Origin of the sequence: Ilumatobacter sp. (assembly GCF_039969435.1) — a bacterium.
Taxonomy (GTDB): domain Bacteria; phylum Actinomycetota; class Acidimicrobiia; order Acidimicrobiales; family Ilumatobacteraceae; genus Ilumatobacter_A.
On the sequence record NZ_JBDVNU010000038.1, the window covers coordinates 12,200 to 34,769 of the forward strand.

The following is a 22,570-nucleotide window of genomic DNA, read 5'->3' on the forward strand; positions in this document are numbered from 1 at the left end:
CAAGGGGGTACCTCACCTTCGTGGAGGGGCGGCGCAGAAAGGCGTCGCACGCAGGACCGGAGCCTCCCGGCGCCGTCACACCGGATCGACGGAGAAGACAGTCCCGTCGGGGCCGACCACGATGTCCAGGAAGCCACCGGCACTCGACGACGCGGCGAGCACGTACGTCGCACCGACGCCGTCTCCGTAGACGCTGATCGCGTCGATCTCGGAGTCGGACAGGTCGGCGGTGGCCCCACTCAGGATCCGATCGTCGACGAAGTCCACGTCGGTCGCGGCGAACGTGTTCCCCGAGGCGCCGTCCTGCTTGGGCGCCGGCGGTTGGAGTTCGCCGTCGACATAGGCGTATGCGACAGTGGCGGTGGCGTCGTCGACGGCGACGAACACGTTGGTGAACTGCGCATTCGACGTCACCTCGAAGTACCGCTGCGGCCCCCCCAGTTCGTCCTCGACGGCCGCCATCGCCTCGCGGACGGCCGTGACGAACGCCGGCGCCTCCACGTCGGGAGCCTCGCCACCGGCGATCGGCGACGTGGATGCATCGTCGTCGCTCCCCGAACACCCTGCAGACAGCGACACGACGAGCACGGCACCGAGCACCCGGATCAGCTTTCGTGCACCCACGACGTGCTGCTACGCCTCCATGACGACGGGGACGATCATCGGACGGCGTTTGGTGCGGTCGCTCACGAACTTCCCGGTCGCCTTGCGCGCTTCCTTCTCCAGCTGTTCCACGTCGCGCACGCCGCTCGACAGTGCCTTCTCCAGCGAAGCGGCCACGACGTCGCAGGCTTCGTCGAGCAGGTCCTCGGCCTCCGGCGCGTACACCCATCCACGGGTGATGATCTCGGGCTGCACCAGCACCTTGCCGGTCTGGGTGTCGACCGTGGACACCACGACGACGACGCCCTCCTCGGCGAGCTTGGCACGATCGCGCAGCACGCCGTTGCCGACGTCGCCGACGATGCCGTCGACGTACAGGTACCCGGACGGCACGCGACCGACCGCGTCGAGACCGTCGGCGGTGAGTTCGAGCACGTCGCCGTCCTCGCACTGGATGATCCGGTTCGCCGGCACGCCCATCAGCTCACCGAGCTTGGCGTTGGCGACCATGTGGCGGTACTCGCCGTGGATCGGGACGAACCACTCGGGCTCCACGATCGAGAGGTAGGTCTTGATGTCGTCGGCCTTGGCGTGGCCGGTGGCGTGCACGTCCATGATCCCGGAGTGCACCACCTGCGCACCGAGGCGCAGAAGACCGTCGATCACCTTGTTGACGCTGCCCTCGTTGCCGGGGATGGCGTGGCTCGACAGCACAACGGTGTCGTTGTCGGTCAGCTTCATCCAGCGGTTCTCGCCGCGTGCCATCAGGCCGAGGGCCGACATCGGCTCGCCCTGCGAACCGGTCGAGATGATGCAGATCTCGCCGTCGTCGTACTTGTCGGCCTCCTCGATGTCGATGAGGGAGGATTCGGGAATCGTGAACACGCCGAGGTCGAGCCCGAGGCGGATGTTCTTCTTCATGCTCAGCCCGAGCGTGGCCACCTTGCGGCCTTCGGCGACGGCGGCGTCGGCGATCTGCTGGATCCGGTGGAGGTGGCTGGCGAAGCTGGCGGTGATGATCCGTCGCCCGCGCTGCTGGGCGAACAGGCCGCGCAGGACGCCTCCGACCTTGGTCTCGCTCGATGCGTAACCGGGTTCCTCGGCATTCGTCGAGTCCGACATCAGCAGCCGGATGCCCTCGTTCTTCGAGAGTTGCCCGATCCTGGCCAGGTCGGCGCGACGATCGTCGACCGGGGTGAGGTCGATCTTGAAGTCGCCGGAGTGGAGCACGACGCCCTGCGCGGTGTGGACGGCGACCGCGTGCGCATGGGGCACGGAGTGGGTGACCGGGATGAACTCCACGAGCAGCGAACCGACGTCGATCTGGTGTCCGTCCTTCACCGGTCGCATGTCGATCTTGCCCATCAGCCCCGCTTCCTCGATGCGGTTGCGCGCCAGGCCGAGCGCGAGCGCCGAGCCGTAGACGGGAAGCTTCTCGGTGCGCAGGTCGCCGATGCCGTCGCCGTCACGCATCAGGTACTGGATGGCACCGATGTGGTCCTCGTGCCCGTGGGTCAGGACGATCGCCTGGATCCGCTTCGCGTTCTCCTTGAGGTAGGTGAAGTCCGGGAGGATCAGGTCGATGCCGTGGTGGTTCGCGTCGGGGAACATCAGGCCGCAGTCGATGAGGATCATCGTGCGGTCCGGGTCGTCGGCGGCGCCCTGCTCGATCACCATGCAGTTCCGGCCGATCTCGCCCAGCCCGCCGAGGAAGACGATCCGGACGGGGACCGTCGCGTCGAGTTTCGCCGTGAGCGGCTGGGTACGGGTTCGTGTACGGGACGTGTCAGTCACGTGAGGTCACCAATCTTTCGTAGACGCCTCGGGCGAGGTCGTCGGTTCCGGCGGGTGCAGGTCCCATGGGGAGCCGGCAGTCGCCGACTGCGTGCCCGAGGGTCTGCATCATCACCTTGGGTTGCACCGGGTTCGGTGCGTCGTCGTTGCCTTCGAAGACGTAGCTCTCGATCAGGCGTCGGTTGTGGCGTTGGGTCTCGGCGATGTCGCCGGCGCCCCACGCATTCATCATCGCAACGTGGTCGGGAGCCGCCCAGTGGGTCGACACGCCGACCACACCGACCGCTCCGACCGCGAGGAGGGGCAGGTTCATCGGCGAATCGCCGGAGTAGACCTCGAAGTCGTCGGCGGTCTCGGCGATCACCTTGGCGGTCTCGCTCGGGTCGCCCGCTGCGTCCTTCAGGGCCACGATGTTGGTGACCTCGTTGGCGAGGGCGATGAGCACCTCGGTGGCCACCTTGCGGCCCGTGCGCTTGGGGATGTCGTACATCATCACGGGCAGGTCGGTGACCGACGCGATCGCACGGTGGTGCAACACGATTCCGGCCTGGCTCGGTCGGTTGTAGTACGGCGAGACCACGAGGATGCCCGCGACCCCCAGCTTGCTCGCCTCGGACGTGAGTCCCATGTCCTGGCGCGTGTTGTTGCCGGTGGTGCCGGCGATGACCGGCACGGTGACCGCCGATGCGACCGCCTCGAACAGCGTCAGCTTCTCGTCGATCGACAGCGTTGCCGACTCCCCGGTCGTACCGGCCACGACGAGAGATTCGTTGCCTTGCGACACCAGCCACTTCGCAAGCGACACGGCGACGTCGACGTCGAGCTCGCCGTGTTCGTCGAACGGCGTGACCATTGCCGTGGAGACCCGGCCGAAGCGGGCCATCAGCGGAGTCCGGACATTCGGGACAGATTCACGGCGCCCAACCTACGAGATCGATGCGCAGATGCCCCGTCCCGTTCAGAAGCTGCCCTCGGCCGACCGGTCGATTCCCTGCGTGAGGATCAGGTCCTCGTGCAGCTCCATCCACACGTCGTGGTAGCTCCCGCACATTACTCCGGTGAACATCTTGGTCTCCCCCGCACCGACCTTGGCCAGTACGTCGACGAGACGACCGGCGTACGGTGCCATCCGGGACAGGCCCTCCCCCATCGCCGCCACCACGGGCAGGGCCTGCTCGTGGAGCGTGACGAGTCGGCCCACCACGTCCGCGTCGTAGTCGACGTCGCTGTGGTCGTTCGGTTCGCCGTCGCGCAGTTGCCAGTCGCCGCAGAGCTCCTTGAACTGCGAATTGCTCGCGAGGAACGCCTCGTAGGGATCGCCGAGGACGGCGGCGACGTCCACGCCCTCCAGGTCGGCGGCGAGGTGTTCGCCGTGTGCCGATCGGCCGTCGGCCGTCAGCTGCCAGAGTCCGCGGTTCTCGCGGAACTGTGCGTATCCGTTGTCGGCCAGTCGCGACAGGTTGAGTTCGACGTCGGCCGCGGGGAGCGTGGTGATCTCCGTGATCGTGTCGACGGCTGCGAAACCCTTGATCCGCAACGCATGGAAGGTCTGGAACTGCGGTGTCGACGGATGGCCCATGAGTGGACAGTGTGACGTATCGTCGCGATGTCAGACGACTCGCGACGCATCGACGTCGGCCGGTCCGCGGGACCCGTCGTCGCAGGGATCCGGGCCCGATGCGAGTCGGGCCGATTCGTCACCTTTGCGGGCGACTCTCCACCACGCCCACAGTGCCGCGCCGGAGGCGATCGGGAGCACGTAGGTGAGGAACCGGTAGACGATCACACTGGCCAGCGCCTGCTCGGTGCCGACCCCCGCTGCCACCAGTGCGCCCGTCATGCCCGCCTCCACCACGCCCACCCCTCCGGGGGTCGGGGCGAACGTGCCGAGCAGGTGCGTGAGGAAGAACACCCGGAAGAACTCCGTCAACCCGAGTTCGTCACCGACCCCGACGCCGCGCAGGGCGACGAGCAGGATCAGCGAACCGCACGCCTGCGCGGCGGCGGTCCGCAGCAGCAGCACGGCGGGGTTGCGCACGATGGCGTGCAACTCGGTGCGGACCTCGGCGAGTCCGACGGCCGGGTCGTGTGCGCCGAGCGACGGCACACGCGGGGCCAGGCGGAGCCAGATCGCACGCAGGCGGGCGCCGGTCCAGGCCTCCAGGCGATCCGAGCGCAGCGTGAGCACCCAGAACACTGCCGATGCGATCACCACCAGTGCGATGGCGGTGAGGATCAGGATGTCGGTCGCGTCGGCCGAGCGTCGGGTGAGGTCGACGAGCAGCGCAGCGAACGGCAACAGCCACGAGACGAAGGTCGTTGCGATCCCGTAGGCGAACAGCATCGTGGTGAAGCGCGCGGCCGACACGCCCGAGTCGCGCACGATCGTCCATCGCATCGCCGTTCCCAGCGCCCCGCCCATCGGCACGCCCTTGCTCACCGCGGTGCCCACGTCGTGGACCGTCACGGCGGTGCCGATGCCGATCGGGTCACCGAGCAGTCGACGGACGATGTCGGCTCGTGACCAGCGCTCGTAGAGGGCGAGCAGCACGAGCAGCACGATCGCCGTCGCCGGCAGTGCTCTCGATTCGCGCAGGGCGCCCGTGACGATGTCACGTTGGAACCAGACCGCCACGGCGAGGATCAGCAGGAGTCCCGACCCGGCAGCGACGCGCAGCTTCGAGCGATCCTTCACGATGCGCTCCGTCGCTGCCTCCGACACGAGCTGCAAGGTAGGTGGGAACGACGAGCGCTGCGACGCGCAGCTCGGGGTTTCAGCGATTCTTCACGTGTCGGTGCTCGTCCACCGGCCGCACGGATCCCGGACGACGGAGACCCGGACTCCGGCAGGATCGCCGCCGGACGTCAGGTTCGGCTGACGCCGTCGGCGACGGCGGCTTCCGCCACGGCGGCGGCGACCGCCATCGACACGCTGCGGTCGAACACCGACGGCATGATGTTGGTGGCGCTCAGCTTCTCGTCGGTCACCGAATCGGCGATCGCCTTGGCGGCGGCGAGCTTCATCCCCTCGGTGATGTCCGATGCACGCGCGTCCAGCGCACCGCGGAAGATCCCCGGGAACGCGAGCACGTTGTTGATCTGATTCGGGTAGTCGCTGCGGCCCGTTCCCATCACGGCGACCAGGTCGCCGACCAACTCGGGGCGGATCTCGGGGTCGGGGTTCGCCATGGCGAACACGATCGGCTCGGCGGCCATGTTGCGGATGTCGTCGACGGTGAGGATGTCGGGTGCGCTCACCCCGATGAACACGTCGGCCCCGTGCATCACGTCGGACAGCGAACCCTGCAACCCGTCGGGGTTCGTGTTCTCGGCGAACCACTGCTTCCAGGCGTTGAGGCCGTCACGCCCGTTGTACACGGCTCCCCTGCTGTCCACGCCGACGATCTTGCCTGCACCCGCTCCGAGCAGGATCTTTCCGATCGCCACACCCGCGGCGCCGACGCCGGAGATCACGATCGACAGGTCCTCCATCCTCTTCCCCGTCACCCTCAACGCGTTCTCCAGCGCAGCGAGCGTCACGACGGCGGTGCCGTGCTGGTCATCGTGGAACACGGGGATGTCGAGTGCCTTCTTCAGGGCCTCCTCCACCTGGAATGCGCCGGGAGCGGCGATGTCCTCCAGGTTGATTCCGCCGAAGGTCGGTGCGAGACGGATCACGGTCTCGATGATCTCTTCGGGCGAGTTCACGTCGAGGCAGATCGGGAAGGCGTCGACTCCGGCGAACGCCTTGAACAACAGCGCCTTGCCCTCCATCACCGGCATCGCACCCTTCGGCCCGATGTCGCCCAGACCGAGCACCGCAGTGCCGTCGGAGACGATCGCGACGGTGTTCTTGCGGATCGTGTACTCGTCGGCGAGGCGCTCGTCGGCGGCGATCGCCCTGCAGACGCGGGCGACACCGGGCGTGTAGGCCATCGACAGGTCGTCCATGTCGCCGACCGGGCACAGCGGGAGCACCTCCACCTTGCCGCCTTCGTGCATCCGGAACGTGCGGTCGTGCCACTCCTCGAGGGTGACCCCCTCGACCGCGTGCACCGCGACGACGACCTCGTTCTGGTGCTCGACGCTGGAGCAGTTCACCACGATGTCCCGTTCGAGCTCGCGCCCTTTGGCGACGAACCCTTCGATCGCGAAGATGTTGCCGCCGGCGTCGCCGATCGCCGTGCACAGTCGTCCGAGCACGCCCGGCACGTTGTCCAGGGTGACGTCGAGCGAGATCGAGTACTGCGTTGCGGGGGGATTCGACATGCGCCGAGACGCTACTGGGGAGCGGCCGATCGGCCACGACCACTACATTGGGTGATTCGTGAACACCCTGTCAAGGAGACCTGAATGCGTACCACCACCCGCCGCATCGTGCCGGCACTCGCCGTCGGCGCGCTCGTCCTCACCGCCTGCGGGAGCAGCGACGACGACGCCTCGTCCGACGAGCCCGCCGACACCACCGAGCCGGCCACCGACGACCCCACCTCCACCGCACCGGGCACGGACGACCCGGCGGCCGGTGATCCCACCGGCGCCGACGCATCGTGCTCGAACACACTCGAAGACGGCGTCCTGACCCTGGCCACCGGCGAGCCGGCGTTCGAGCCGTGGGTCATCGGCGACGCACCCGAGTCCGGTGAGGGATTCGAGGCGGCCGTCGCCATGGCCGTGGCTCGCGAGATGGGGTACGAGGGCGACGCCGTCACCTGGGTCCGCGCCGGCTTCGACGAAGCGATCCAGCCCGGTCCGAAGAACTTCGACATGAACCTGCAGCAGTTCTCGATCACGCCGGAGCGCGACGAGACCGTCGACTTCTCGCTCCCCTACTACTCGGGCAACCAGGCGCTCGTCGCACTGGACGGCTCCGCTGCCGTCGGCGCGTCGATCGCCGATCTGAAGGGCCTGCAACTCGGCGCCCAGTCCGGCACCACGAGCCTCGCGTTCATCACCGACGTGATCCAGCCCGACTCCGAACCGCTCGTGTACGACGACAACTCCGCCGTCAAGGCCGCACTCGAGGCGAACCAGCTCGACGCTGCGGTGTTCGACCTGCCGACCGCACTGTTCGTGTCGGCGGTCGAGATCGAGGGATCCAGCGTCATCGGCCAGTTCAGCCGCGACGCCGGTGGTCAGGGCGACGAACTCGGTTTCGTGCTCGAGAACGACAGCCCGCTCAAGCCCTGCGTCGATGCGGCGATCACCGCCCTGACCGATTCGGGCGAACTGGACGAGATCACCGACCAGTGGCTCGAGGTCGGCGACGTCGCCCCGATCATCCCGGCCGAGTGACGGACTCCTCCTCGATGTCGGTCGACCCGGGCTCGCCCGGCATCGAGGACTCCGTTCCGGCGCCGCCGGCCGATGGGGCGTTGACGCGTCGCGAGGTCTACGAACGTGGCCGCCGGCAACGGGGTTTCGCGATCGCTGCCGCGAGCACGATCATCACGCTGGTGGCGTTGGTCGTGCTCGTGCCGCGGGCGCCGCGTTGGGCGCAGGTGAGGCGGTCGTTCTTCGACGCCGATGTCCTGCGCGAGTCCTTCCCCGACCTGCTCCGGGCGTTCTGGCTCGACGTGCAGATCTTCGCGTGGTCCCTGCCGCTGATCTTCGTGCTCTCCCTGCTGGTCGCGATCGCCCGGAATTCGCGCAGCCCCGCCCTGTTCCCGCTGCGAGCTCTCTCCGTGGTGTTCACCGACGTCTTCCGCGGCGTCCCTGTGATCCTCACCATCTACCTGATCGGGTTCGGTGTGCCGGGCCTGATCCCGTCACGGGAGTGGAGCAACCCGTTGATCTGGGGCACCGTCGCACTCGTGCTCTCCTACTCGGCCTACACGTCGGAGGTGTTCCGCGCCGGCATCGAGAGCGTCCACGAGAGCCAGCGCGCTGCCGCACGGTCGCTCGGCATGTCGTCGAACCAGACCATGTCGTCGATCGTGCTCCCCCAGGCGATGAGACGAGTCGTCCCCCCGCTGATGAACAGCCTGGTCAGCCTCCAGAAGGACGTCGCACTGGTCAGCCTGATCGGGCCGGTCGAAGTACTCCGGCGGGCCGAGATCCAGAAGTCGCTCGCCGCGAACTTCACGCCCTATGTCGGCGCTGCGATCATCTTCCTGGCGTTGACGATCCCGTTCACCCGCCTCGCCGACTACCTGTTGAAGCGTGAACGCCGCCGTACCGGCGCCACGGCGATCGTATGACGAGCAAACTCTCGCTGCGCGGGATCACGAAGTCGTTCGGCGCCACCGCCGTGCTGCGGGGTATCGATCTCGACGTGGCTCCCGGCGAGGTCATCACGCTCATCGGCGCCTCGGGTTCGGGCAAGTCCACGTTGCTGCGCTGTGCCAACCTGCTGGAACCGATCGACGACGGTGTCATCCTGCTCGACGGATTCGACATCGCCGAACCCGGCCTCGACCCCGATCCGATCCGCCGACGCATCGGCATGATCTTCCAGAGCTTCAACCTGTTCCCGCACATGAGTGTCGTCGACAACGTCGCCATCGGCCCGCGCAAGGTGCTCGGGGTGCCGAAGCACGAGGCTCGGGAGGCGGCGCGCTCCCTTCTCGTCCGTCTCGGTCTCGAGTCACGCATCGACGCCTATCCCGACCAGATGTCGGGTGGCCAGCAGCAGCGCGTCGCGATCGCCCGTTCCCTCGCGATGAAGCCCGAGGTGATGCTGCTCGACGAGATCACGTCCGCACTCGACCCCGAGCTCGTCGGCGAGGTACTCGACGTCGTGCGCGACCTCAAGGCCGACGGCATGACGATGCTGTTCGCCACGCACGAGATGAACTTCGCCCGCGAGATCAGCGACCGGGTGTGCTTCCTCCACCACGGTCAGATCCTCGAACAGGGTTCCCCCGACGCGCTGTTCGGTGACCCTCGGGAGATCCGCACCCAGGAGTTCCTCCAGCGGGTCACCGACGCTGGTCGGATCTCGGGTCCGCCGCCACCGCCCTCCGCGCCACCGGGTTCCGCGCGACCCGGCGACGACGCACTACCGTCGTCACATGCTCACGGTGGTTGGACGACTCCTCGTGGCGGCGGCGTTGACCACCTCGATCCTCACGATCGGAGGCCACGACCCGACGGCGCCGGATGATTCGTCGCCGATCGCATTCGCCGCGGCGACGGGAACCTCGGCGTACGTCCCCGTCGATCCGTGTCGTCTGGGCGACACCCGTCGCGGCATCGGGTTCGTCCGGGTCGACGACTCCACCGCGACGATCGACACCGACGCCTGCGGCATCCCCGACGATGCCTCGTCCCTGGTGGTCACCACGACCATCGTCGCCCCGAGGGAACGCGGATACCTGGTGACGTATCCCTCGGGTCGTCCGCTGCCGACGGCGGCGACATTGAACTGGCGTGCGTTCCAGACCCGAGCCAACACGGCCACCGTGGCGATCGGCGCCGACCGACGCATCGCCGTCCATCGCAACGGTGCGTTCGACGACGGCGCCGTCGTCCTCGACGTGGTCGGCGCGTTCGTCCCCACCGACTCCTCGACGTCCGGCCGGTTCCGGGCCGAACCGACCGCTCAGCGCCTCCTCGACACACGCTCGGCAACGATGCCGACGGCAGGCTCGGTCCTCTCGATCCCCCTCCCGCGCTCCGTTCCCGCCGACGCGACGGCGTTGGCCGTCAACGTCACCAGCGTCCGCAACGAGGGCGTCGGCTACGTGTCGGCCTCGCCTGCGGGCAGCGGAACGCCCGACACGTCCATCCTCAACGTCGACGCACCGGGTCAATTCCGTGCCGCCGCCACGATCGTCCCCGTCACACCCGACGGATTCGAGGTGTACGTCAGCACCGGCACCCACGTCGTCGTCGACGTCACCGGGTGGTTCACCGGCGACTCCGCCGCCGACTCGGACGCCGGGCTGTTCGTCGCCGTCAACCCGGCGCGTCTGTACGACACCCGCACACGACCCGATCCGATCCACCGCGCCGGGACGATCGACGTGGCACTGCCGCAACTGGGTGTGGGGATCGCCGCGGCGACCTACTCGGTCACGATGATCGCTCCGGGCAGCAGCGGGTACATCACCACCCACGCCGCCGGAACCCCGAGAGGGCCGACCTCGTCGGGTTACGGCGAGGGCGGCGACCTCACGGCACAGTTCGGCGTCGTGGGTGCCTCGTCGCGCGGTGTCGCCGTCTACGCCGACGCCGGCGCCGAGGTGACCTTCGATCTGCTCGGCTACTTCACCGGTACCCCGGCTCCGATCACCGCGCCGTCGGCCCCGGTCAACGTGGTCGACCGCCAGCGGGTCGTCGCGATCGGCGACTCGACGCTCGCCGGCATCGACCGGAACCAGGCGTGGGCGCAGCTGCGCGGTGCCGACATCGATCTCCGAGCGCGCTCGTGTCGTCGACTCGTCCGGGCGTCGTGCAGCGGTCGCGAGGGTCCCGTTCCACCGCCCAATGTGCTCCAGGAGCTGGCGACGATCCCGTTCGGGGCGTTCGACATGGCCGTGATCATGACCGGCTACAACGACGGACCGACCGACGTCGCACGCGGCATCCCGCAGATCCTCGACGCCGCCCGGGCGAAGGGGATCCGCCACGTCATCTGGCTCACCTACTCGCGCGAGTTCGCCTTCGACAAGGGCGCGAGCATCGCCGGCAAGCAGATCTACGCAGCGCACAACACGTTCCTGCGCGACGCCGCGAACGTCACCGGTGACCTCACCGCCGTCGAGTGGAGTGCCGTTGCCCGCCAGGCGCCGTTCTGGCACTACGCAGACGGCATCCATCTCGACAGATACGGGGGGCACGGCGCGGCGGACTTCATCTCCCGAGCGATCGCCCACGTGGCCGGGCAGCGCTGCCCGATGCCGCAGTTCCCGGGTGCTGCGAACGTCGGGGTGTGCCCCGACCCCGGCTTCCAGCCGCCGATCGACATCGCTCGTCTCTACGGCATCTGAGCGACCGCTCGACGGGCCGAGCGGTCGGTCTGCAGCGCGGTGACCGTCAGCCGGAGATGCCGCACACCAGGTCGCGGTTGAGACAGAGAGCGACCTCGCGTTCGAGCTTGTCCTGGTCCCAGGTGTTCCAGAAGTCGGCGTGGGCGGAGTCGATCGACCCCGAACTGAGCGTCAGTCCCTCCGGGTCGACCGCGGGGAAGTCGATCGCCATCTGCAACTGCGGAAGTGCGACGGGATGCGACGCCGGGCAGCCGTCGTCGCTGTAGCGGACGTGCGCACCCGAACCGAAGGACGTGAGCCGACTCTCGTCCCAGCAGTCGGGGAACGTGATCCACAACCGCAGGCCGGCGTCGTCGGGGCACGTGGGCGGACGGTCCTCACGCCTCGCCCCCGAGCCACACCCCCACGCGATCACGTCCTGTCCCTGAGGTTCGTCGGCCGCCTGATCCCCGGCGATCACCATGAACCCCGGCGGGTAGGCCACGACGTCGGCCGGATCGATGCCATCGCCGGGCCGGTAGTACGCGGTGAGCCCGGTCGAGTCGATACGACGGCCGGTTGCATCGAGCAACGTGGGCGACCAGTACGACGCCGTGTCGAGACGCTGGTCGCAGCTCGTGTCGGCGCCGACCGCTCGCTCGTAACCGGGATCGGAGTCGGCCGTCGCGTTGCCGAAGAACTGATGCTGGTGGCTCTTGCCGGGTTGCCACGGCAGAACGATCGGATCGTCGAACGCGATGTGGCTCACCTCGCAGTGCACGATGAACTGCGCCAAGCGTCCCTGCGGTCCGACCCTGCCGGGGTCCGGCTCACCCTCGGAGTCCGACGAGCTCGCGCTCGTCCCACCGCACGCCCCGAGCGCCACCGTCGCCACGACCGCGACCGCGCAGACGACCCTTCCCCGCATCACCGCACCCTACGCCCGCGCCGCTGCGTCCGGTGCTGCTGCGCGTCGAACCGAGTCAGCGGGCAGGGGTGGTGATGGCGGCGAGGTCGACCGCTCGGGGCATGTCCGTGGCGGGCTCGGCCGGCGCCGTGGCGGCGTCGGGCATGTCGTCGAGGTCGGGGATCGGCGGCAGTTCGGCGATCTCGTAGTCGACCGACGGCGGTGCGGTCTCGGCGTCGACGAGCCACTGCAGCACGTTCAACGGCGAGGTCGTCCACGCAGCATCGTCGGCGGGAACGGCCTCGGACTCGCACCCGGCGATGGTCTCGAGGTCGGCGGGGGCACTCGACGCTCCGGCGTTGCCCGACCAGCAGTTGCGCAGTTCGCCGGTGAGCTCCGACACGCCTTCGACGCCGAGGTCGGCGACGCGGCTGTCGGTGATGTCGTTGTCCCGCACGACGTTGTCGTACGACTCCCACAGCAGTTGCTCGGGGATCTCGTCGGCGAGCGGCTCCAGGCGCTGCTCGGCGCAGTCCAGCTCCCACTCCTCCTCCGTGGGCAGATCGTCGTTGGCGCCCTCCTCGAGGAACGGCACCAGGGCGATGCCGGTCTTGTCGTGGTCGTAGATCAGGTTCCGTTCGATCGTGTTGCCGATGCCGCCCGCCACGACCACGCCGTTGCCCATCGCGAGCAGTGCCACGTCGATCGCCGGTGTGTCGGGTTGATTGTTGGAGTAGATGCTGTTGCCGACGATCATGTTCTCGCGCTGCGGGTAGCACAGCTCGTAGGAACCGGAGTTGGGCACGATCCCCGCCCGGTTGTTGCGGAACGTGGAGTTGACGATCATCAGGTTGCCGCCGGCGTTGGTGCCCGAGTAGCCGAGACCGTTGTGCTCGGACAACACGTTGTCCATCACGGCGTTGCACGGCGAGCACTGCCCGATGTAGAAGCCGGCGTCGGGGCTGCCGGCACCGTAGGAGTTCTCGATCTGGCCGTTGACCGAATCGAACGCGTAGATGCCGTAGTCACCGATGCGGTAGGTCGTGACGTACGACGCTCGGTAGCCGTCGGCGTTGGTGAAGAACACGCCGTTGTCCGTGTAGTTCTGCGTCGTCAGGTTCTCCACGGCGACGCCCTGTGCACCCAGGACGCGGATCCCGTTGTCGAGTTCGAACTCGCCGTCGAGCACGACCCCCTCGCGTTCGAGGCCACGCACGACGATCTCGTCGGTCACGACGTCGACGGCCTCGTTGTAGACGCCCGGCGCGATCAGCACGAGGTCACCCGGCATCGCCGCGTCGACGCCGGCCTGGATCGACGGGTACTCGTCGGGGACGTTGAGGATCCCGTCGGCGTCGCCGTCGGTCACCGCACCGATCTCGACGGGAACCGGCTCGGTGTCGGGTGGGGTCGTCGCCTCGGGCTCGGTCGCCGGTGGATCGGTCTCGGCGGTCGTCGGTTCGGATGCAGTGCCCTCGGTGGACGTGGGGATCTGACCGGACTCGACCGGCACCTCGGCGCGACCCGAGTCGCTGCCACCCCCACACGCCGCGATCGCGAGCGCACCCACGGCGACGAACGCCGCCAGTTTCGGACTGATCCTCATGATTCCCCCTTCGCCGGCGCCCACCGCCGATGTCGAGACGAACAGTAGTCAGCCCGAGCGGCGCACACCTGCGACGGCGGCGCCACGCGACGTCGTCGCAGCGCCGCCGTGCGGCGCGCGGCTCAGAACCCGGCGTGCCAGTCGTAGCCCCGCTCGTACCAATAATCGGTCGGACGGGTGTTGGTGAACTCGACGATGCCGACCCGCTTGAGCTGCTTGATCCCGTACTTGAACGGGGTCGCGAGGCGCAGCGGCGCCCCGTGCTCGACGGTGAGGTCGTTGCCGTTCAACGCCCAGGCGAGCAGCGTCTGATCGTGCAGGGCGGTGTACCGGTCGATGCCGACGTAGTACTCCTCGTCGGGGGTCCGCATGGAGATGTAGTCCCAGTCGTCGCCGGCGGGACCGTACTGCTCGAGGAAGTCGGCGAACCTCGCTCCGGTCCAGTGGACGATGTTCGCCCACCCTTCCACGCACTTGTGCTCCCACACGATGTCTCGAACCTCGAGGGCGCGGACGGCGTCGGGTGCCACGGTCGTGTACTCCTCGCCCTCCACCCGCATCGAGATCGCATAGTCGGTGGGCAGTTCCGTCTCCAGGCCGAAGAGCCCGTTCACCCGGATCTCCTCACGGTCCGAGATGTCGAACGTACGAGCCGAGGCACCGTCGCGCTCCAGGGCGGACCAGACGTCGTCGTTGCGCTCCAGACCCCAGCGGAGCAGGCGCGGAATGCGTTCGTTCTCCTCCTGGTTCTGCAATGTGTTGAATCCCACGTAGCCGGCGACGCCGAGGGCGCCGAAGGAGAGGAACGAGCGACGGGATCGACGCTTGTACTCGACCGCCGAGATGATCTCGCCGTCGTCGGTCAACTCCCGGAGCCGGCGTTCGCGCTCGGCCTCCTCACGGTTGGTGGCGTCTCCGATCACGATGCGCTCCCTTCGCCGACGGTCGGACCGGTCACGGCGTCATCGGATCCCTCGGCGCCGACGTCGGTGTCGCTGTCGGTGTCGGTGTCGGTCCGGTTCTCCGGGTCGAGGTCGAGCGATCCGAACGCCGACGCCGGAGCCACCTCGGCGCTGTCCGATCGATCGAGTCGGTAGCCGGTGACCATCGAGGCGAAGTTCGACCACCCTGCTCGCATCACCTGCAGGATGTGGAGCAGGAAGAACAGCATCAGCAGGATCGTCACCGAGAAGTGGACGAAGCGTGCGTAGTCGTAGCCACCGAACGCCGCTTCGAGCCACGACAACTGTCCGGGCTTGTAGATCGCGAACCCGCTGAGCACGAGCAGCGCCGCCATGACGATGACGATGCTGTAGGTCACCTGCTGCGCCGGGTTGTACTTGCCCTGGACCGGCTTGTTCCTGGTGAGGTGCAGATCGTGCGCGACGGTCCGGCGTGCGTCCTTGATGGCCTGGACGTCGGGGACGATGTGTCGCCACTGCCCCTTGCGGCTGAGGAAGAACATGTACGCCAGGCCGTTGAGGACGAAGAACCAACCGAAGTTGAGGTGGAAGGCGATGCCCTTCGCGAGCTTGCGTTCCAACTGCAGGCCGCTCTGGACCTGGTCGGGCCAGAACTCGAAGATCTGCCAGCCGCCGATTCCCAGTGCGTACGGCTCGCGGAGGTCGGACCAGTAGATCCGCATCCCCGAGTACATCATCACCATCAGCACCGGGAAGTTGATCCAGTGCATCCAGCGCAACGCCAACGAGTGCTTCTTCTGTGCGACGTACTCGACGGTCGCGGACTCGTCGGACCCGTGGTCGCTCCCGACCTCGGCGTCGTCGATCGTTTCGCTCATGCGAGGAGTGTCCCACGCCGTGCCAGATCCGTGCGGGAACCGGCCGATGGTTTGTCAACCGTTTCGAACTTCGCCCGCCGCCGTTTCGACACCGGCCGGTCGATCCTCCTGGTTCTGAACTGTCGGACCGACTCGCCGGGTGCTGTTCAGGTGGGTTCGGTGACGATGATCGCGCCGATCATCCCGGCGTCGGAGGTGCCGTGGATCGAGCAGTAGTACGGGAAGACCCCCGGCGTGACGAAGACGTGTGCGTACTCCGCGCCCGGGACGAACGTGTCGCGGTCGATTCCCCAGGTGAGCGTCGGGTCGACCGGGATGATGTCGTGATCGTTGCGGCCTCCATTGACCCACTCGACCTCGGTCCCCGCCTCGATCGTGAGGTCCTGCTGGACGAAGCTGTTGTCGAGCGAGCGCACCTCGGCGGTGTCCCCGTTGGGCTCGAACGTCCGGTCGGGCGCAGGAACCGTGTCGTCCGGCGCTGCGGACGTCTGGCCGACGGGTTCGCTCGCCGCGGTGGTGGTCGGAAGCGGTGCTCGGGTCGCCGGTGGAGCATCGGCGTCGGGAGCGGCGTAGGTGTCGAGCGGGTCGGGCGCACACGACGCACCGACGAGAGCGAGCGCCGCGCCCAGGAGAGCGACTCGCCTCACTGGTCCATGAGGTGGTCGTGGTGTGCGTCGCGCAGCGTCTTCTTCGAGAACTTGCCGACACTGGTCTTGGGGACCTCGTCGATCCAGATCACGCCCTTGGGGAGCTGCCACTTGGCGACCTTGTCCGAGAGGAACTCGATGATCGACGCCTCGCTCGGCTCTTCGCCCGGGACGCGCACGACGCAGGCCAGTGCCGCCTCGCCCCACTTCGGGTGGGGGACCCCGATCACGGCCGCCTCGGCCACCTGCGGGTGCCCCATGATCTCGTTCTCCAGTTCGACGGAGCTGATCCACTCGCCGCCGGACTTGATGAGATCCTTCGTGCGGTCGACGAGGCGGATCCGACCGCGGCTGTCGACCGCCGCGACGTCACCCGTCTTGAGCCAGCCGTCGTCGGTGAAGCTCTCCCTGCTGCGCGGATCGTCGTAGTAGTCCGCTGCGATCCAGTTGCCGCGACACTGCAGCTCACCGCTCGACTCGCCGTCCCACGCGATCGGCTCCATCGTCTCGGGGTCGACGACTCGGGCATCGACACCGAAACTGATCCGGCCGACCTGGGTCCGCAGGTCGGCCTTCTCGTCGTCGCCGAGCAGTTCCTGGTCGGCGTCGAGGTGGCAGACCGAGGCGATCGGGCTCGTCTCGGTCATCCCCCACGCCTGGAGGATCGGAAGGCCGAGTTGCTTGCGATAGCCCTCCGACAACGACTTCGGCACGGCGGAGCCGCCACACGGGATGGACCGCAGCGACGACGTGTCCTTGCCCTCCAGTTCCGGCAGCACGGCCATCCAGATGGTCGGCACGCCTGCGGCGACCGTGACCTTCTCCTCCACGATCAACTTCGCGACCGCCGGGCCGGACAGGTCGGGCCCCGGCATCACGAGCGATGCACCGGTCGCCACCGCAGCATGCGCGAGGCCCCAGGCGTTGGCGTGGAACATGGGGACCACGGGGAGGATCACGTCGGACTCGCGCGCACCGAGGCTGTCGACCATCATCGCCCCCATCGTGTGGAGGTACGTGGAGCGGTGACTGTAGACGACACCCTTCGGGTTACCCGTCGTACCGCTCGTGTAGCACATGCTGGCGGCCTGGTGTTCGTCGGTGATCGTCGGCCACTGCACCGGATCTGCGGCGGCCAGCAGCTCCTCGTAGTCGTGGATCTGCACGCCACCCGCATCGAGGCCATCGGGGATCTCACCCTTGCCGTCGTCCATGATCACGAGGTGCTGCAGTCGCTCGAACGTGGGCATCAGCGGTGCGAGCAACCCGAGCAGCGACTTGTCGGCGAAGATCACCTCGTCATCGGCGTGGTTGACGATGTAGGTGAGCTGTTCCGGGAACAGGCGGATGTTCAGGGTGTGCAGGACGCGACCCGAACACGGCGCTGCGAAATACAGTTCGAGGTGCCGTGCGGTGTTCCACGCGAACGTGGCGACGCGACCGGTCGCCGAGATCCCCAGCGCATCGAGGACGCCCCCGAGTCTGCGGGTGCGTACGGCCCACTCGGCGTACGTGGTCCGCTCCACGCCCGACCCCGTCGACGTGATGATCTCCTTGCGACCGAAGTACTGCTCGGCGCGTTCGAAGAGATGGGTGATCGTCAGTGGAACGTCTTGCATCAGGCCCTGCATGAGCGACGAACGTAGCGCACGGCACAGTACCGTCGTCGGTTCGTGAGCGATGACCTGCTGCCCCCTCCGACCGGCTCGCCGGTGCTGGAGTCCGAACCGCCCGATCACGTGAAGCCTCGTTGGGCACCACTCACGCTCGCCGCATTCGTCGGCCTCGTGATCTGCACCAACATCGCGAACGCCACCTGGGTCCGGTTGACCAACGTGGACAACCCGCGCCCGGAACTGCTGCTGCTGCTGTCGTCGCGCAACCGCTACCTGGCGTTCGCACTCGGATCCGACGTGTCCATTCCCGCCTACGCGGTCATCGGCTTCGTCCGGATCGGTCTGGCCTTCGTCGTCTGTCACCTGATCGGACGCGCCTACGCCGGCGAAGCCATCGGTTGGTTCAAGAAGTACATGGGCTTCAACGACGAGGCGGAGAAGACCTTCGATCGAGGATTCGAGAAGGCCGAGTGGCTGCTGATCCCGATCTTCGCCGGGTCGAACATCGTGGGGGTGCTCACCGGTGTACGCCGGACTCCCTGGGCCAAGCTGCTCACGCTGCTGACGATCGGAATCGCCGGACGCCTGTTGATGATGTGGTGGCTCGCCCGCTTCTTCGAGGATCAGCTGGACAGCTTCCTCGACTTCACGACCCGGTACCAGTGGTACTTCTTCGCCGGGTCGATCGCCCTCGTCGTCCTCGTCAACCTGAAGAACTTCCGCCGCCGTTGACCCACCGCCGGCCCGGGGTCCGGCACGTCGGTCGGCCCGGGTTCGGCGCACCTCGTGGGGTCGCCGCCCGTCGCTGGGGAGTACAGTCGTCGTCCATGGCTGAAGTCACTCTGGGGGGCAACCCCGTCCACACGTCCGGCGACCTCCCTGAGGTCGGTTCCGCTGCTCCGTCGTTCACACTCACGGGGTCCGACCTCGGTGACGTGTCGATGTCCAGCTTCGAGGGCAAGAACCTCGTGCTGAACATCTTCCCGTCGGTCGACACACCCACGTGCGCCACGAGCGTGCGGACCTTCAACGAGCGTGCTGCGGGCCTCGAGAACACCGCGGTCGTCTGCGTGTCGGCCGACCTCCCGTTCGCCCAGGGTCGGTTCTGCGGCGCCGAGGGCATCGAGAACGTGTCGACCGCGTCGACGTTCCGTTCGTCGTTCGGCGACGACTTCGGCGTGAACCTCACCGACGGTCCACTCGCCGGCGTGCTCGCTCGTGCGGTGGTGGTCGTCGGCGCCGACGGCATCGTGAAGCACACGGAGCTGGTCTCCGAGATCGCCAACGAACCCGACTACGACGCCGCTCTCGGCGCCCTCTGACCCGAACCTCTCCGATGCGGTGAGTCTTCCTCGGCCCGCGGCCGAGGAAGACTCACCGCTTTCGCGTCCCGGCACCGACTGGACTCGGTACCACCCGGGTACGCCAGACTCGACGGATGCCTGCACACGCCAGCACCGTTCTCGACGACTACCGCACGGGATGGAATCACGCCGAGCTCGCTCGTGACGACGCCGGGGTGCTCGAGATCACCCTGCACTCCACGGGCGACTCGCTGATGTGGGGTGCCCGACCACACCAGGAACTGGCCGAACTCTTCGCTGCGGTGGCGGCCGACCGAGACAACCGGTGCGTGATCGTCACCGGGAGCGGTGACCGGTTCATCGACTTCACGGGGGCCTCCGAGATGGCGGCGGCCGGCGGGCCCGCCGGCGCGGGGGGCCGCATCCTGTGGGAGGGCAAGCGGCTGATCAACAACTACCTCGACATCGACGTCCCGGTGATCGCTGCGGTCAACGGCCCGGCGCGGGCCCACTCCGAGATCGCCGTGCTGGCCGACATCGTGCTCGCCAGCGAGACCGCCTCGTTCGAGGACGGACCGCACTTCCCGGCCGGCCTCGTCCCCGGCGACAGCATGCAGGTGATCTGGCCCCTCCTCCTCGGACCCAACCGCGGCCGCTACTTCCTGCTCACCGGACAGGTGATCGGAGCCAACGAGGCACTCGACATGGGTGTCGTCGGCGAGGTGCTTCCACCCGACGAACTCCTGCCACGTGCCCGCGAACTGGCTGCGATGCTCGCCGCTCGGGACAAGCACCTCCTGCGGTTCACGCGCCACGTCCTGACGCATCGCCTGAAGAAGCAGATCCTGGACGAACTCGAGATGGGTCTCGCACTGGAAGGCCTCGCGATCGCCGCACCGCGAGGCTGATGAGCGGGCGTTCACGCGACGGCGCCGATGATCCCCCGGTGCCCGCACCACCTCCCACTGTGATTCGATGCTGACGTGGCCGCGGGACCAGACGACTCCGACTCCGACGTCGACACCGATGGCGGGTGCGAGGTCGATGCCCACAGCGCGGCGTCACCCTGGGCGAGCGACGGGATCCCCGTCGGGCCGACCCCGGTGTTCGCATGGGATCAGCCGCAACCGCCACACGTCGAGCCGGGCGACGAGTCCCGGCCACGACGAGGAGGGCGTGTGTGGATCGGCGTCGGCTGTGTCACCGCTGTGATCCTGGGTGCGGTGGCATTCTGGCCACGATCGGGCGAGTCCGACGAGGCAGCCCCTGCGAAACCCGATCCCGTCACGACTCTCGGCACGCTCCCGTCCATCGATGCAACAGCGATTCCGACGTCACTGCTGCCCACCGAACCCGACGACTTCTTGGCCACGGCGCCGGACATCCAGGACGCCGACGCCACGGCGATCGACCTCCCGGATGCCGTCGCAGCGATCGCCGAGCCGACCGAGATCGTCGTGGTGTCCAACAGCGAGATCCTCACACTGTCACTCCCGTCGGCAACGATCCGACGTGTCCAGGTGAGCAGCACGGTCGAGTCGGGTGTCGTCGTCGCACCCGACGCATCGGCGTGGTTCGCAGGGTCCGACCTCAACATCCTTCCCCGGATCGGATCTGCTCTGACCGTCGACGTCTCCAACGGCGGCACCGGTGGCGGGTACGTCCGCGACTGGGTGACCGACGAGTCCGGATCGACCCAGTTCCTGATCGACACGTTCACGGGAATCGAGAACGTGCAGTACATCGTCGACATCGATGGTGAGGTGGCTCAATTCGAAACCGACACCTCGAGCTTCGACACGTTCGACTTCTACGGAGGGCTGCGTTCGGGGGTCGGCGGCACGATCGTCAACGACGCCGGCGGCGTCTACGTGATCGGTTCCGACGATGAGGTCGAGCGGCTTTCGACCGGGCGGGCCCTGGCCTCGAACGACGGATTCGTGCTCCTGCGCGAATGCGACGAGTCGCTCGACTGCGGCTACGTGGTGCTCGACCGGGCCACGGGAGAGCGGCACCCCAGCCCGGCGACCACGGAGCAACTCGGCAACAGCTACGGCTTCGACCTCGCCCCCGATGGGACCGCACTGGTCGCCTACGGCTACGACGGGCAGGAGCGTCGCATGGTCGACCTCGTCGGCGGAACGGTCATCGCCGAGGCCGACTATTACCTCGGAGGGGACCGAAACACACTGTGGGCGGCAGACAGCTCGGGCGTCTTCGCAGTCAACACGAACGGCACCGGATTGAACTTCACCGATCGCATCTCGGGCAACTCGGTGGAGTTCGGCGAGGAGTTCGGACGGATCAGCGGACTCGGCGTACGCATGCCCGACGCCGAACTCGGTCCGCTCGAAGCGATCGTCACGACGCGCACGCTCAATTTTTCCGAGGCGCCGTCGACGCCGATCGGATTCGACGTCGCGGTTCTTGGCCGATTGGGCGCCATGGCATTCGTCGACCTCGACACCGGAACCAGTTCCACGTGGTCGGTCCCCTTCATCGGCGGGAACAACGCTCCCGACCTGGTGACCGACGGCAACGAGATCCTGGTGGTCCCGGCCGGCGGGAACGACGGGTTCATCACGACGTTCGGAGAGACGCGTCCCCTCGAACTTCCCGACGGGGCGACCTCACCGGGGTTCCCGCGGTTTCCGGCCGGCTCGGTCGGCACCGTGTGGAGCCCTCACGATTCGCAAGTTGGAGGCGTCGACCACGAGGTCGTGGCGATCGGCGACAACGTCGACACGACGGCGTCCGGCGACATCACCCTCGACAACAGCGAACTGCTCGGCGAGGACGGGACAGGTCGTCTGGTGGCCCGTGTCAGCGGCGATGTGTTCGTCGTGGATGATGTCGGGACGACCCGGCTCACCGACGGCGACCTCCTGGCACTCGGACCGAATCACGCAATCGTACGCAACTGCGACGATGCACTGCAGTGCTCGGTGGTCCTCACCGACCGGGCGAGCGGCGCGTCCTTCCTGGATGGCCCGTGGCCTCCGGGACTCGCTGATGCCATCGACGACGCCGAATCGGTACGCGAACCCGGCCGATCGCCCCGTCTGAGTGGAACCATCTCTCCCGACGGCGGTGCCGCATTCGTTCGACGATCCTCGAACGGAGACTCCGAGTGGCTCCTCGCCGACTTCGACAGCGCTGTCGCATTCGATGTTCCGGCGCCGACGATCGGACAGCCGATCCTGTGGAACGACGACACCTCGGCGGCGGTCTACCTGAGCGACGGTGGGGTCCAGGTCGTCGAACGATCCGGACAGCGGGTCCTGACGCTCGAAGGTCTCGGTGAGGTACGGGCAATCACGACCGTCGACCCCAGCTTCGCCGGCGACTCGTAGCCCGGATCGGGCGTCCCTGCCGGCGTC

The 22,570-nt window shown here is 67.7% G+C and carries 19 protein-coding genes and 1 pseudogene; 8 read left to right on the forward strand and 12 right to left on the reverse strand.

Annotated elements, in window-relative coordinates:
- Positions 1 to 75: 75 nt before the first annotated feature.
- The 6 genes from ABJK40_RS21285 to ABJK40_RS21310 form a co-directional block, all read right to left on the reverse strand.
- The gene (locus tag ABJK40_RS21285; protein WP_348482008.1) at positions 76 to 624 is read right to left on the reverse strand and encodes a hypothetical protein; all 549 of its coding nucleotides are present in this window, start codon (positions 622 to 624) and stop codon (positions 76 to 78) included.
- Between the two features lie 9 nt (positions 625 to 633).
- A complete protein-coding gene (locus ABJK40_RS21290; RefSeq protein ID WP_348482010.1) occupies positions 634 to 2,397 on the reverse strand; it encodes a ribonuclease J in 1,764 nt (587 codons plus the stop codon).
- A complete protein-coding gene (dapA, locus tag ABJK40_RS21295; RefSeq protein WP_348482012.1) occupies positions 2,390 to 3,280 on the reverse strand; it encodes a 4-hydroxy-tetrahydrodipicolinate synthase in 891 nt (296 codons plus the stop codon). The genes ABJK40_RS21290 and dapA overlap by 8 nt, the downstream gene beginning before the upstream one ends.
- A gap of 75 nt (positions 3,281 to 3,355) precedes the next feature.
- Positions 3,356 to 3,976: a MarR family transcriptional regulator gene (locus ABJK40_RS21300; protein WP_348482014.1), complete on the reverse strand. Its 621-nt coding sequence runs from the start codon at positions 3,974 to 3,976 to the stop codon at positions 3,356 to 3,358.
- Positions 3,977 to 4,006: 30 nt separating this feature from the next.
- On the reverse strand, positions 4,007 to 5,119 hold the full coding sequence (locus ABJK40_RS21305) for a lysylphosphatidylglycerol synthase transmembrane domain-containing protein (RefSeq protein ID WP_348482016.1): 1,113 nt from the start codon (positions 5,117 to 5,119) through the stop codon (positions 4,007 to 4,009).
- Positions 5,120 to 5,262: 143 nt separating this feature from the next.
- Entirely contained in the window at positions 5,263 to 6,666 is a 1,404-nt protein-coding gene (locus ABJK40_RS21310; protein WP_348482018.1) for an NAD-dependent malic enzyme, read from the reverse strand.
- Positions 6,667 to 6,750: 84 nt separating this feature from the next.
- Here ABJK40_RS21310 and ABJK40_RS21315 point away from each other — a divergent pair, with 84 nt between their 5' ends.
- The 4 genes and pseudogenes from ABJK40_RS21315 (at position 6,751) to ABJK40_RS21330 (ending at position 11,330) form a co-directional block, all read left to right on the forward strand.
- On the forward strand, positions 6,751 to 7,692 hold the full coding sequence (locus ABJK40_RS21315) for an ABC transporter substrate-binding protein (RefSeq protein ID WP_348482020.1): 942 nt from the start codon (positions 6,751 to 6,753) through the stop codon (positions 7,690 to 7,692).
- Positions 7,689 to 8,597, forward strand: coding sequence for an amino acid ABC transporter permease (locus ABJK40_RS21320; RefSeq protein ID WP_348482021.1), 909 nt, complete (start codon positions 7,689 to 7,691; stop codon positions 8,595 to 8,597). The genes ABJK40_RS21315 and ABJK40_RS21320 overlap by 4 nt, the downstream gene beginning before the upstream one ends.
- A pseudogene (locus ABJK40_RS21325) lies at positions 8,594 to 9,337 on the forward strand (amino acid ABC transporter ATP-binding protein); the annotation flags it as partial. The gene ABJK40_RS21320 and the pseudogene ABJK40_RS21325, both read left to right, overlap by 4 nt.
- Positions 9,338 to 9,410: 73 nt before the next feature.
- On the forward strand, positions 9,411 to 11,330 hold the full coding sequence (locus ABJK40_RS21330; RefSeq protein ID WP_348482023.1) for an SGNH/GDSL hydrolase family protein: 1,920 nt from the start codon (positions 9,411 to 9,413) through the stop codon (positions 11,328 to 11,330).
- Between the two features lie 46 nt (positions 11,331 to 11,376).
- On the opposite strand, the gene ABJK40_RS21335 is transcribed toward ABJK40_RS21330, so the two are convergent.
- From ABJK40_RS21335 to ABJK40_RS21360, 6 genes are all read right to left on the reverse strand, one after another.
- Positions 11,377 to 12,237: a DUF1996 domain-containing protein gene (locus ABJK40_RS21335; protein WP_348482025.1), complete on the reverse strand. Its 861-nt coding sequence runs from the start codon at positions 12,235 to 12,237 to the stop codon at positions 11,377 to 11,379.
- Between the two features lie 55 nt (positions 12,238 to 12,292).
- Positions 12,293 to 13,822 carry a right-handed parallel beta-helix repeat-containing protein gene (locus tag ABJK40_RS21340; protein ID WP_348482027.1) on the reverse strand — a complete coding sequence of 510 codons (1,530 nt, stop codon included), beginning with the start codon at positions 13,820 to 13,822 and terminating at the stop codon, positions 12,293 to 12,295.
- 122 nt (positions 13,823 to 13,944) lie between these two features.
- Positions 13,945 to 14,745 carry a molybdopterin-dependent oxidoreductase gene (locus ABJK40_RS21345; protein ID WP_348482029.1) on the reverse strand — a complete coding sequence of 267 codons (801 nt, stop codon included), beginning with the start codon at positions 14,743 to 14,745 and terminating at the stop codon, positions 13,945 to 13,947.
- Entirely contained in the window at positions 14,742 to 15,623 is an 882-nt protein-coding gene (locus ABJK40_RS21350) for a cytochrome b/b6 domain-containing protein (RefSeq protein WP_348482031.1), read from the reverse strand. The genes ABJK40_RS21345 and ABJK40_RS21350 overlap by 4 nt, the downstream gene beginning before the upstream one ends.
- A gap of 146 nt (positions 15,624 to 15,769) precedes the next feature.
- Positions 15,770 to 16,270 (reverse strand): plastocyanin/azurin family copper-binding protein, encoded by a 501-nt coding sequence (locus ABJK40_RS21355; RefSeq protein ID WP_348482033.1) that lies wholly within the window; start codon positions 16,268 to 16,270, stop codon positions 15,770 to 15,772.
- Positions 16,267 to 17,901, reverse strand: a complete 1,635-nt coding sequence (locus ABJK40_RS21360) for a long-chain fatty acid--CoA ligase (RefSeq protein ID WP_348482035.1) — start codon at positions 17,899 to 17,901, stop codon at positions 16,267 to 16,269. Before ABJK40_RS21360 ends, ABJK40_RS21355 begins: the two co-directional genes overlap by 4 nt.
- 42 nt (positions 17,902 to 17,943) lie before the next feature.
- Between ABJK40_RS21360 and ABJK40_RS21365 the strand changes: the two genes are divergently transcribed.
- The 4 genes from ABJK40_RS21365 (at position 17,944) to ABJK40_RS21380 (ending at position 22,543) form a co-directional block, all read left to right on the forward strand.
- On the forward strand, positions 17,944 to 18,618 hold the full coding sequence (locus ABJK40_RS21365; RefSeq protein WP_348482036.1) for a hypothetical protein: 675 nt from the start codon (positions 17,944 to 17,946) through the stop codon (positions 18,616 to 18,618).
- A gap of 95 nt (positions 18,619 to 18,713) precedes the next feature.
- On the forward strand, positions 18,714 to 19,208 hold the full coding sequence (tpx, locus tag ABJK40_RS21370; protein WP_348482038.1) for a thiol peroxidase: 495 nt from the start codon (positions 18,714 to 18,716) through the stop codon (positions 19,206 to 19,208).
- Between the two features lie 116 nt (positions 19,209 to 19,324).
- The gene (locus ABJK40_RS21375) at positions 19,325 to 20,098 is read left to right on the forward strand and encodes an enoyl-CoA hydratase/isomerase family protein (RefSeq protein WP_348510394.1); all 774 of its coding nucleotides are present in this window, start codon (positions 19,325 to 19,327) and stop codon (positions 20,096 to 20,098) included.
- A gap of 75 nt (positions 20,099 to 20,173) precedes the next feature.
- Entirely contained in the window at positions 20,174 to 22,543 is a 2,370-nt protein-coding gene (locus tag ABJK40_RS21380) for a hypothetical protein (RefSeq protein ID WP_348482042.1), read from the forward strand.
- Positions 22,544 to 22,570: the final 27 nt, after the last annotated feature.